Here is a 12,786-nt window from a genome sequence, read left to right on the forward strand (position 1 = left end):
GTTGAAGTGAACGACACACAAACATCTACCGACGGTCCGCGTGGTGCGCGCTGGGTTCGTGCGGCTCTGCAGGTGAACCCCTACGGATATATCGGCAACCCCTCGCCCTCTAAGACCTTCGTCGATGAGGCAACATACAACGCTGCATTGATCGCCGAACTCAAAGCTCAGCAGATCGAGCTAATCGCGATCACGGACCACTGGAACGCGAGTAGTGCGTCTCAGCTCATCGTTGACGTGGAAGCGGCAGGCATCGTCGCGCTTCCTGGCTTCGAGGCCAACACCTCTGAAGGCATCCACTTGCTGGTGATATTCGAACGTGGCACAGCGGTTGAGCAGATCACTGCAGCGATCGGCGCTTGTGGGTTGACGCCCGGTGCGGCGAAGGGCACCACGAAAAAGTCTTACGGCGACATTCTGACGGATATGTGCGCGCAGGGCGCGTTGGTAATTCCGGCACATGCCAACGTCGCAAACGCCGGGCTCCTGAGTCGTGCCAAAGGCGATACTCTCGCTGAGATGGTCAAGCACCCAGATTTGCTCGCCATTGGCATCACCCCTTCCGCAGCCCCGCTTGGCGATCAGGCCAAGATCCTCAGGGGCACCAGGCCCTACGATCGGCCGCACTCGCTCGTTGCCATCCATGCGGATGATGTATCCGACCCTGCGACGCTGGCCTCTGCCGGTGCGAGCACTTGGTTCAAGATGAGTAGTCCGAGTTTGCTTGGACTGCGCCACGCAGTGAAGACGCCGGAGACGCGAGTTAGCACAGTCGATCCGGCATCGACGTCACGCGTGCTGCTCCGAGAAATTTCATGGGATGGCGGCTACCTCGATGGCCAAAAGATTCATCTTGCCGAAGACCTCACGGCGCTCATTGGCGGTCGAGGCACCGGTAAGTCCACTGCTATCGAAAGTCTCCGCTATGTGCTGGAGATTTCGCCTATTGGCCAGACATCAAGCGATGACCACAAAGACATGGTCAAGAACGTGCTCGGCGCTGGAACGGTCGTCTCGCTTGTTGTAGACGTCGTAACTCCGAGTCCCGCGCGTTTCACGATCGAACGCACCACCAACAACCCGGCAATAGTCCGCGACTCCAGCGGAACGCAAACAAGTCAGCGACCACGCGACATCGTCGGCAACCTTGAGATCTTTGGTCAACACGAACTCGCCGAACTGGCACAAGACAAAGACCTCATGGCCGAACTGGTCGCGAGAGTGGCAGGAAAGCCAGCATCGCCCGCCGAACGAGACCAGCTTCTGAAAGACCTGGCCGACAACCGGGACGAACTCGCGAAACATGAGCGGGATCGCGAAGCGTTGGAGAACGAACTCGCAGATATCCCGCGCCTTACCGAGAGCATGGAAGCCTTCGAGAAGACCGACCTTGCGGCGAAGCTCGACCAGAAGACTCGGCTAGACAAAGACGAGGCGGTGCTCACCGAGGCGTCCGAGCGAGTCCAACAAGTTGAGGACTTCATTAGCGGCTGGGGACTTGAAGCCCTGACCGAAGAGCTTCGCGCTGAACTCGCTGATGTCGAGGAGTCTCCACGTAAAGGTACCTTGCAGCAACTCAAGCCAGTGCTAGATGCGCTCGCCAAAGCGCTGGAGCAGACTGCCGCAACGGCGCGTTCTTCCGTTGACGATGCGAAGAAAAAGATCGAAGCGACCGAGCAGGCTTGGAAAGACGGCACCAAGACCGAGAGCGACGGTGTCGCGGCCGTTCTACGAGAGTTGGTCGAACAGGGGCACAAGCCTGATGAGTACCTAACCTTGCAGTCGAATCTGATTCGGCTGAAGAAGCGAGCGGAAAAGCGGGCCATCTTCGATAAAGAAAAGAGGAAGCTCCTGGAGGCGCGCGCCAAGATGCTCCGCCAGCTCTCCGACATCGACAAGAAAACCGCGTCCGATCTGAAGAAGGCAATCAAAGCTTCAAACGAGGCAACTGCGGGTGCTGTCATAGTGAAGCCGATCGCCTCGCCGGATCGAAGCCAGATCAAAGCGGTAATCTCCAAACACTTCTCGACCCAGCGCGGTCAAGTATTCTCGGCCATCGATCAAGATGACTTCAGCGTCGCGTCATTCGTGGCGGCAGCGCGATCAGGCCTGGACGCCATCTCTGCGCTCAGCATCACTGGAGCTCAGGCGAAAGCCATCGTCGATTGCGGGGAACCTCTGTTCCGAGAGCTCGAAGAGCAGACCGTCGGATTGGCCGTGGAGGTGCAGCTGAACGTCGCCATCAAAGGTCAACCAGCGACCTGGCGTCGCCTTGAAGACCTGTCGAAGGGCCAGCGAGCGACTGCCCTCCTGCTGCTCCTGCTCGGAGCGTCTATGAGCCCTCTGGTCATCGACCAACCCGAGGACGATCTAGACAACCGATTCGTTTACGACGGAGTTGTCCAGAAGCTGCGATCCTTGAAGGGAACTCGGCAGCTGATCGTCAGTACGCACAATGCCAATGTTCCCGTGCTTGGAGACGCCGAGTTGGTCGTGACACTCGAAGCCGATGGACAGCACGGGCGAACGGTAGCCGATGGCGTCGGATCGCTCGACGACCCGACGGTCCGAAAGTACGCGGAAGACCTGCTCGAAGGCGGACGTGCGGCGTTCGATGCACGAAAACGCCTCTACGACTTCTGACAGCGCATGCCAATTTCATCGCTGCTCGCTGCGAAGGCAGCATCATGACGGACCAGCCTGAGCCTTCAAGACACCAAGAGATTAGTGCGGTTGCGCAGCAGATGCTTGCGCTCGGCGAGTCAGGCCGCTACGAGTTCAAGCGCGACGTTGAAGCTGTCACGGTTGGCCTACTCGCTGCCCTCGCAAACTGGGTGGCCGCTGAACCGGACCGTGAGGTCGCCCACCTTCTCGTCGGGGTAGATGAGGTCGAGGACAAGACCACGGGGCTCGTGCACGGGCAACCCTTCGGACTGCCCAGAGGTCTCGACAAGGCCGTGTCCCGTATCCAAGATGTGGCGAGCAAGACACGACCAGTCCCGGTCGAAGTCTTCATCGTGGAGGAGGGCGTAGCCGAGCCAACGCCGTTCGTCCGCGTAGAGGTTCGCCCGACCATGCCACCACACTTCGATGACCAGGGCCGTCGCCAAACTCGGCAGGGCCGGTCCACGCGCGCGCTGACAGATGAGGAGCTGCTACGCATCTACCTGGACCGCGAAGCGGGTAGTTTCGCGATGCGCTTCCGCCAGGTCAGTGATGAGCTTCGTTCAGCTGTCGGTGCCGTGGGCAGCCAGGTCGACCAGATCGCTGAAGGGATCGAAAACAACGTCGCTACACCAATCCTGGCGCTGACCAGAACCACACAAGACGCCGCAGACGCGGCAGAGTCCGCTTCATCTTCCGCAGATTCCGCTGCGTCTTCAGCCGACACCGTGTCCTACGAAGTCGAGCATGTACAACGCATCGTTCGTGAGCTTCAGCGAGTCGTCGAGGACATCCAAGACGACTCCACTCAGAACCTGGCGTACAGAGTCATGCGGCTACGGCGAAAGGTCTGGTGGAACTTCACTGTCGACACGTGGGAGCACAAGTCCAAGCGCGCGGATCAGTTGGAGGCTCGGCTCCGTGAGCTCCTCTCCGGCGAGGTCTCCCTTGAGGCAGACCGCAACACCTGGGAGCTGCGAGTCTGGCAAGACCTACTCAAGGATCGCCGTGCACAGCGCGGTGAACGGGGCACGCAGAAGTGGTGGGATGCAGCGATCCGCGAAGTCATCTCGTTCATGGAGAGCCCTGCGTACGCCGCACCCGACCTGCCTGAGCTTCGTGCCGCGCTCAAGGCCGACCTGGACCACGAGATCGACCATCCCGATAGTGTCACGAACCTGTTCCGCAGGCTCTTGGGGGACTCATAGGCATTCGCCTGAAGCGGGGCGCCTGCTCACCGATACTCCGGCCCGTGACGTCACAGTAAGTCCTTGGTGTGCGTCCACACAGTCATCCGATGTATCTCGAACCTGCGGCAGATGGAGACCACGCTCTCGCCGTTCGTGCGGGCAGTTCGGATAGCGTCCACTTGGCTCTCCGTGAGGGGTGTTCTAGCTCGTCTCCTAGGGTTCGCGACCACCCCCGGCTTATCATCAGCGGCACTGACCGGCCCGTTGTCGAGAGCGTGTTTCGCCTGACTCCACGCGGAACTGAGCCGATCGAGCCTCTGCCAGGTGTTCGGTTTGAGTCCACCCGCGTCCACAGGATCGAGAAGCCCCCGGCACCTGCCGGGGGCTTCTTCTTTTCCTGCGTTGTCAGTCGAGATCGATCTCGTAGTGGATCATCCCCGACCGGGAGGCGACGCGATCGTAGAGGCCGCGGGCGGTGGTGTTCGATTCCGCCGTGAGCCAGTAGAGCTTCGCTGAGCCGTGCTGCTCGGCCCAGGCACGTACGTGAGCGATCAGTACCCGGCCGACTCCGCCGCCACGAACCCCGGGAGCGACGAAGAGGTCCTCGAGGTAGCAGTAGTCCGTCATCGTCCACGTTCCCTGGTGTGTCAGCCAGTGCACGATGCCGACCGCGGCGCCGCGGTCGTCGCGCGCGATCGCTCCGCGGATGCCGGACCCGGGGTCGACGAGCCTTCGGAAGGTCGCCGCGGTGGTCGCGTCATCCAGGTCGGTCTCGTAGAAGGCCAGGTATGCCCTCCACAGGGCGTCCCATTCGGCGCGGTCGTCGGCAGTGATCGGCGCGATCGTCGTCATGAGTCGAGGGTAGCGAGTGTGGGCGGAGACGTCATTCGACAGGACGCAGTGCCTGCAGGATCGTGGCGTGCCGCACGAGGAAGGTGCGCTCATCGAGCTTCTTGCGACGCAGCCAGGCGGTGACCTCGTCGTTATGCTTGCTCGCATTGCAGGAGGCGCACGCCGGGACCACGTTCTGGAGCGTGTAGCGGCCGCCGCGCGACACGGGCTGGATGCAGTCGCGCTGCAGAGCGGAGCCTTCGCCGCCGCAGTAGGCGCATCCGCCCCAGGCCTCCCTGAGGTCGTACCACTGCTCGTCGGTGAGGTCGTTGTCGACGCGCGCGAGCCGATTCTGTCGGCGCTTGGCGTAGCGTGCACGGGTCGCCGGCGACACATTGGCGGAAGAGACCTTGCGGCGGCGGCGCATGGCCCGATGTTATCGCGGTGGGGAGCGGCGGTCAGCGCGGGTCGGTGGACCGTCGAGGGATCAGACGCATGGGCACGACCACGCTCTCGGGCTCGCGTGTGCGATCGGCGAGGCGCGTGACGGCGAGGCGGGCGGCGATCCGGCCGAGCTCGTCGACCTCGCCGGACACGACGCTGATGCCGAGCACTCGAGCCCATTCCGGATCGTCGAAGCCGATCACGGCAGGTGGTGCGTCACTCTCAGCGATCTCCTCCATGACGCCGAGCAGCACCCGGTTGTTGCCCGCGACGATCGCGGTGGGCGGGTTGTCGAGAGAGCGCAGCTCGCGCACGCTCGCGCGGGATGAGGCGACGGCGTGCGCGTCGGTTCGGAGGAACTCGCGCCACTGGACGTCGGAGTCGTCGAGGACATCGCCCATACCCGCGAGGCGCTGACGGTAGGTGGGGAGCCAGGCGTAGTCGCCGATGAACGCGATGCGCCGGTGGCCGCGCTCGATGAGGTGCCGTGCGACCAGCCGACCGCCTTCGCGATTGTCGAAGACGACGGAGTCGGCGGCGACGTTCTCAGCCGGACGGTCGACGAAGACGACCGGGATGCCGCGAGTCTGCAACTGCGCGTAGTCGCTGTGGTCGACCATCGACGACACGGTGATGACGGCCTTCGTCTGACGATCGGCGAGGTCGAGCGCCACGCGCTTCTCCTGCTCCGGGGATTCGCGCGAGTTCGCCACGGACAGGTGCATGCCCCGTGGTCGGATCTCGTCTTCGACGGCTTGTGCGAGTGCCGAGTAGAAAGGGTTCGTGAAGTCGCCGGTGATGAGACCGATAGAGTCGGCGAGGCGTCCACTGGCCAGGAGGCTGGCGGCGGCGTTGCGCTGGTAATCGAGATCTGCGGCCGCTGCGAGCACGCTGTTGAGGGTCTTCTCACTCACATACGACTCCCCGCCGAGCGCACGCGAAGCCGTCTTCAGACTCACCCCGGCACGGGCGGCGACCTGCGCGAGCGTGGGGCGAGGGGCAACCCCGTCGTCTTCTGGTCTCATCGTCTTCCTTGCCGCGCTTCGAGCGATCTGCTCATTATGACGCGTGCGGAGACAGGAGATGCACCTTCCCCACGCCGCGACCGCTGTGATAGGTTCCTCATCATATGACAGCGATGTCATACCGCCCCGCGCAGGCTCACCCGGCATCTGCGACAGGCGAACGACACACAGTGGTGGAGTTTGAGGAGCACATCATGACGGTTGCCCGTCCGAGAAGAGAACGACCCCTGAGCCGCGGCTGGATCGCTGCAGGCGCAGCCCTGACGGTGACCCTCGCGATGCTGACGCCCATGCCGGCGGCAGCCGCCGCAGGAGGCGCCTTCTCATCGTCATTCGAGTCTGCCGATGCCGCCCCCGTGCTCACGGGAACGGGTCAGCCCGTCAATGTGACCGGCAGCCGTTTCGTGCCGGGCAGCATGCTGCCGAGCATCGCGCCGAACGGTGTGACCGCGTCGGCCGAGAATCCTCCCAACGAGGCCGCGACGTTCGCCGCCGACGCGAACGCGTCGACCAAGTGGCTCGCCTTCGCACGCACGGGCTGGATCCGGTACCAGCTCACGGCTGCGCAGCCCCTGCTCCGTTACACGCTCACGTCGGGCGCTGATGCCCCCGAGCGCGACCCCAAGAACTTCCGGGTGCAGGGATCCGACAATGGCACCGACTGGACCACCGTCGACGAGCGCACGGACGAGATGTTCACCGGTCGCGGCCAGACCCGCACTTTCGACCTCGCCGCTCCGAGCGCCGCATATCAGTACTACCGGCTCGAGGTCCTCGAGACCCGCGTCGCCACGACGGGACTCGTTCAGCTCGCCGACTTCGAGCCCCTCACGGCGACCGACGGCGTTCCTGTCGCGCAGGATCTGCGCCTCGCCATCGGCAACGGCCCCACGGCATCCGACACCGCGAAGACCGGCGTCGGTTTCACCGGTACCAAGGCCGTGCAGTACTCCGGCCGCCATCTGGCCGACGGGCCCGCCTCGTCGACCAGCACCCTGTACAGCGACGTCGACATCGACGTGGCTGCGGACAGCGAGCTCTCCTACCTCGTGTTCCCTGTGCTCGACGGTGAGCAGACCTATGCTGCGACGTTCGTCGCTGTCGACCTCGCGTTCGACGACGGTACGACGCTCTCGGCGAGTGGTGCCGTCGACACCTATGGATACGGCACGGATGCGCGCCAGCAGGGACTCTCGAACGCGCTCTGGCCGAACCAGTGGAACAAGGTGACCGTCGACCTCGGCTCGTTCGAGGGGCGCACGATCGACGACATCCTGTTCACCTACGACCACCCGGGATCCGACGTGAAGGGCATCGAGGTGCCCACCGGAGCGACCTCCTTCACGGGCTGGCTCGACGACGTCGAGATCGGTGTCGCCGCCGCACGGGACACCTCGGACGGCTTCGTCTCCTATGTGGACACCCGTCGGGGCACGAACTCGACCGGCGGCTTCTCGCGCGGGAACAACCTGCCTGCCACCGCCTGGCCCAACGGATTCAACTTCATCACACCGATGACCAACGCCGACAACGTCGGGACGATCTACCAGTACCAGCGCGCGAACAATGCGCAGAACAGGACCGGTCTCAACGGCATCGGCTTCTCCCACCAGCCCAGCATCTGGATGGGAGATCGCAACCAGATCGCCGTTCTTCCCGCCGCGAACGCCAATCCCACCTCGAATCTGAACGACCGCAGGCTCACGTTCTCGCACGAGAACGAGATCGCGCGCCCCGACATCTACGACGTCACGTTCGACAACGGCATCCGCACTGCGGTGACAGCCACCGATCATGGCGCGATCTATCGGTTCGAGTTCGCAGGTGATGCGAGCTCGATCCTGATCGACCAGCTCGTCGACTCGTCGAAGCTGACGATCTCGGGCGACACGGTCAGCGGCTGGGTCGACGGCGGATCCGGGTGGCCGGGGCGCACGCGTATGTTCGTCTACGGCACGTTCGACCGCGCCCCGTCCGCGGCGGGACCCACCACGGTGGGTAACCGCAACGCCACCGCGCGCTATGCGGCATTCGATACGACCAGCGACCGCACGGTCGAGCTGCGGCTGTCGTCGTCGTTCATCTCGCAGGAACAGGCCGAGAAGAACCACGGCTTCGAGGTCGAAGGCGTCTCCTTCGATGAGGCGCATGCCGCCGTCAAGGATGCGTGGAACGAGCGACTCTCCGTCGTGCATGACGTCAAGGGGGCCAGCGACACCCAGCTCGTCACCCTCTACTCGAGTCTCTACCGACTGAATCTGTACCCGAACTCGCAGTTCGAGAACACGGGTACCGAGACAGACCCCGTCTTCAAATACGCGAGCCCTGTGTCGGCGACGACCGGGCAGGCCAGCGACACCCAGACCAACGCCAAGATCGTCGACGGCAAGGTCTATGTGAACAACGGCTTCTGGGATACCTATCGAACCGCGTGGCCGCTGTACTCGTTGCTCTACCCCGAGGTTACAGAGGAGCTCGTCGACGGTTTCGTGCAGCAGTATCGCGACGGCGGCTGGGTCGCCCGATGGTCCTCCCCCGGCTATGCGGATCTCATGACCGGCACGAGCTCCGACGTCGCCTTCGCGGAAGCGTATCTCGCCGGCGCCCTCAGCACCGATACGGCACTCGAGGCGTACGACGCCGCGGTCAAGAACGCCACGGTGCTCCCGGCATCCAACGCCGTCGGCCGCAAGGGCCTCGGCCAGTCGATCTTCCTCGGGTACACCGAGGAGACGACGCACGAGAGCGCATCCTGGGGCCTCGAGGGCTACATCAACGACTTCGGGATCTCGGAGATGGCGAAGGCCCTCTCCGAGGACCCGAACACCCCGGCCGATCGCGTGGCGCAGCTCGAGGAGGAAGCCACGTACTTCGAGGCGCGCGCCGAGCACTACGTCGAGATGTACAACCCCGAGGCGGGCACGTTCACCTCCCGCAATGCCGACGGCACCTGGACCTCGGGCGCCGACTTCGACAAGAAGGCCTGGGGCGGTGCCTTCACGGAGGCGAGCGCGTGGACCTTCGGGTTCCATGCTCCGCACGACGTGGACGGCCTGGCCGCCCTCTACGGCGGGCGCCAGGGACTCGTCGACGTGATGCACGACTTCCTCACCACGCGAGAGAAGGCCGACTACTCCGGCATCCACGAGGCGAGGGAAGCGCGCGACGTGCGACTCGGGATGCTCGGCATGTCGAACCAGATCGCACATCACATCCCCTACGTGCTCGCCGAAGCCGGTGACCCGTCGGGGGCGCAGGAGCTGATCCGCGACATCCAGGACCGTCTCTTCGTGGGTTCCGACATCGGCCAGGGGTATCCGGGCGACGAGGACAACGGCGAGTTCTCGGCCTGGTACGTGTTCTCGGCGCTGGGCTTCTACCCGCTCGAGGTCGGCTCCGGCGACTACACCATCGGCTCACCGCTCTTCGACAGTGCGACGCTCTCGATCGGTGACAAGGAACTGGTGATCAACGCTCCCGGAGCATCCGCGGGCGACAAGTACGTCGCAGGCGCCAGCATCAATGGCACGGCGATCACCGAGACGACGTTCGACGGCGACCTGGTGCGCGACGGCGGCACGCTCGACTTCACCATGAGCGCGACGCCTTCGACCTGGGGCGCCAAGGACCTCGACGAGAAGCTCGACGTGCCCACCACGCTGGTGGATGCGACGAAGGTCGGCCGCGGAGTTCTGGCGGCGACTGACGGCACCCCCGTCGGTGCTCTGGCCGACGACAGCATGAACTCGAAGGTCTCGTTCTCGGGCGACACCGCCGAGCTCGTCTGGACCTCGCAGTCCGGACCCGTCTCCATCGGTCAGTACACGCTCACCAGCGCGGCGAAGACGAATGCCCCGTCCAGCTGGAAGCTGGAGGGTTCGCTCGACGGCAGCACGTGGACCGAGCTGGACAGTCGCTCCGGTGAGTCGTTCACGTGGGACTCGCAGACGCGCCCCTTCACGGCCGCGAACCAGGATGGCTACACGAGCGTGAGAGTGACGTTGAAGACGGATGCGGCGACGCTGGCACTGTCGGAGATCGAGCTCTTCGCCTCCGCCTCGGCGGCAGACGGATTGTCGATCGCGCCCGGTGCGCCGCAGGGTGTGGCGGTCGACCGCGAGTTCTCCGGCCCGCTCGCGACCGTGGTCGGGACGGAGACCGAGGCCTCCGGCTACACCGTCACCGTCGACTACGGTGATGGCGCTCCGGTAGATGAGGTGAAGCTGATGCGCGACGACCTCGGCGGATGGAAGGTGAGTGCGCCGCACACCTTCACGGTGCCAGGCACTTACTCGGCCGCCGTCACGGTGCGGGACTCGGCAGGTGCGGTGGCTCAGACCACCGCGACGGTCACCGTGTTCCGAGACGAGACGCTGAACGGCGCCTTCAACAACGTCTGCATCGGCGACCTCGGTGTCACGGCTGCGAACTGCGATTCACAGGGCCACGGCTACTTCCGCGACAAGATCAACGCCGACGGGTTCGTGCAGGGTCAGACCCTCACGGTCCCCGGGACGACGCTGACCTACGACCTCCCGGCGATCCCGGCGGGGGCTCCCGACAACATCACAGGTGAAGGACAGACGGTCAAGGTGTCGTTCGGTAGCGGCGCGAAGCAGATCGCGTTCATCGGAACGGCCACCGAGAGCAATCGCGACTCCATCGCGACGCTGCACTTCACCGACGGCTCGACGCAACAGGTGACGATCAGCCTCGGCGACTGGGTCGGTGCATCAGGGAATCCGTACAAGAGCAATACCGTGCTCGCCGTCTCGGAGGGACGCCTCTCGGGAACCGGTGCTGAGGGGTCGGTCAAAAACACCGCCATCTATGCCACGGCTCCGATCGATCTCGCGGTGGACGAGGACGGTGTCGCCAAGGTCGTCGAGTCGCTCACGATGCCGAAGGAGGCCGGCTCGCTCAACGATGGACGCGTGCACATCTTCGCGATCGCCTCCGATGGCGAGCATGCGGCCATGGAGCCGCTGAGCGTCACGGCTGCCGCTGTGGGAGAGCAGATCGCGGGCGAGGAGTTCGAGGCGTCCCTCGCCGTCATCGCGGGCGGACAGGGTGAGACCTCGGCGGTCGTGAACTGGGGAGACGGCTCACCCGTCGCGCCGGTTTCGATCGTGGACGGCGCCGTCACCGGCACCCACACCTACTCCGTCGCCGGCGCCTATGCGGTGACGGTGACGGCGGACGACGGGGTGCGGTCGGCTGGGGCGCAACTCGAGATCGCGGTCGTCGATCCCGAGCCCGAGTACACACCCGAGATCCAGGTGACTCCCACGGCGACGCCGGGCGACACCCTGACGATCACCGGAACGGGCTTCGCGCCGAAGGAGAACGTCTCTATCCGCATCGACGATGAGACCCCGGTACAGACATCGGCCGACGAGAGCGGTCGTCTCGATGCCGACCTGATGGTGCCGGTCGATGCGATCGATGGTTCCCACCCGGTGATCGCGCTCGGCGAGGTCTCTCAGGTCGAGGCTCGTGCCTCTGTTCTGGTCGCTGCCGATCCGCAGGCCCCGCGCAAGACCTCGGTGGCGCTCGCGGCCGGGGCCGACGATCCGGTTGCCGGCGAGTCGATCCCCCTGGTGGCGACGGTGAAGCCTGCGGGTGCCGCCGGCAAGGTCGACTTCTTCGAGGGGGACGATGTCGTGGGCTCGGCCGAGGTCACCGGCGGTACGGCCACTGCCGATGTCACCATTGCGGCCTCGGGCGTGCACACCTACGTGGCGCGCTTCATCCCGTCCGACGAGACGGCCTACCGTGGCTCGGAGTCGTCACCGCTCACGATCGACGCGCGCGACACCCCGGTGCTGCAGGCGGAGCTCGTGATCGGAGCGAGCACGGTGGCGCAAGGCGGCACCGTGCAGGTGACGGGGCGGGGATTCGGCTCCGGAGAGACCATCTCGCTCACGCTCCACTCCGAGCCCCTCCACCTGGCTGAGGTCGTCGCCGACGCGAACGGTGCGTTCCGCGTGGAGGTGACGATCCCGGCAAAGGCGGAGGTCGGTGACCACACGCTGATCGCCGTGGGAGCACGCACAGGACTGACAGCACAAGGAGACCTCACTGTCACGGCCGCGGCGGGCGCAGGTGGCGGTCTCGCCGGCACCGGTGGTGCGGTTCCGGCCGCGGTGATCGCGATCCTGTTCCTGCTCGTGGTGACCGGGGGTGTGCTCGTGACCCGTCGGCGCCGCATGGAGTCCTGACCCCTTGCGAGAAGAGGCCGCCCTCCCCGTGATCGGGGAGGGCGGCCTCTCAGGCTGATCGAGCGAGGCTCAGATCACCGAGGTGAGCTCGTGCGGCGCGACGTTCAACCGCTCTCCCCCGTCGGCCGTGACCACGACGATGTCCTCGACGCGGGCACCCCATTCGCCGGCGAAGTAGATGCCGGGCTCGATGCTGAACGCCATGCCCTCGCGCAGCACCAGATCGTTGCCCGGGGCGATGTAGGGCTCCTCATGCACCGAGACGCCGATGCCGTGCCCCGTGCGGTGCAGGAAGGCCTCACCCAGGCCCGCCTCGGCGAGCACGCTACGCGCCGCGGCATCGACCTCGGCTGCGGTGATTCCTGGACGCACGGCATCCACGGCCGCCTGCTGCGCTCGCACGAGAACCGC

Annotated in this window: 7 protein-coding genes; 3 read left to right on the top strand and 4 right to left on the bottom strand. The window is 64.9% G+C overall.

Features of this window, described 5'->3' with window-relative positions; translation table 11 throughout:
- Together KZA10_RS01305 and KZA10_RS01310 are read left to right on the top strand one after the other, a co-directional pair.
- Positions 1 to 2,643: TrlF family AAA-like ATPase (locus tag KZA10_RS01305; RefSeq protein WP_256934248.1), on the top strand; the 2,643-nt coding region annotated here is incomplete at its 5' end.
- A gap of 101 nt (positions 2,644 to 2,744) precedes the next feature.
- Entirely contained in the window at positions 2,745 to 3,872 is a 1,128-nt protein-coding gene (locus tag KZA10_RS01310; protein ID WP_094451876.1) for a hypothetical protein, read from the top strand.
- A 387-nt stretch (positions 3,873 to 4,259) separates the two neighbouring features.
- Here KZA10_RS01310 and KZA10_RS01315 read toward each other — a convergent pair whose 3' ends face one another.
- From KZA10_RS01315 to KZA10_RS01325, 3 genes are read right to left on the bottom strand one after another with little or no spacing between them, the layout of a single operon-like run.
- On the bottom strand, positions 4,260 to 4,706 hold the full coding sequence (locus KZA10_RS01315; RefSeq protein ID WP_218681961.1) for a GNAT family N-acetyltransferase: 447 nt from the start codon (positions 4,704 to 4,706) through the stop codon (positions 4,260 to 4,262).
- 31 nt (positions 4,707 to 4,737) lie between these two features.
- Positions 4,738 to 5,112, bottom strand: coding sequence for an HNH endonuclease (locus tag KZA10_RS01320; protein WP_218681962.1), 375 nt, complete (start codon positions 5,110 to 5,112; stop codon positions 4,738 to 4,740).
- Between the two features lie 31 nt (positions 5,113 to 5,143).
- Positions 5,144 to 6,154, bottom strand: coding sequence for a LacI family DNA-binding transcriptional regulator (locus KZA10_RS01325; protein WP_167497355.1), 1,011 nt, complete (start codon positions 6,152 to 6,154; stop codon positions 5,144 to 5,146).
- A gap of 194 nt (positions 6,155 to 6,348) precedes the next feature.
- On the opposite strand from KZA10_RS01325, the gene KZA10_RS01330 reads away from it, so the two are divergent.
- The gene (locus KZA10_RS01330; protein ID WP_218681963.1) at positions 6,349 to 12,375 is read left to right on the top strand and encodes a GH92 family glycosyl hydrolase; all 6,027 of its coding nucleotides are present in this window, start codon (positions 6,349 to 6,351) and stop codon (positions 12,373 to 12,375) included.
- A 69-nt stretch (positions 12,376 to 12,444) separates the two neighbouring features.
- Here the strand turns inward: KZA10_RS01330 and KZA10_RS01335 are convergent.
- The coding region (locus tag KZA10_RS01335; protein WP_218681964.1) for a M24 family metallopeptidase at positions 12,445 to 12,786 on the bottom strand (342 nt) is incomplete at its 5' end.

Origin of the sequence: Microbacterium sp. BF1 (assembly GCF_019279095.1) — a bacterium.
Classification (GTDB): domain Bacteria; phylum Actinomycetota; class Actinomycetes; order Actinomycetales; family Microbacteriaceae; genus Microbacterium; species Microbacterium maritypicum.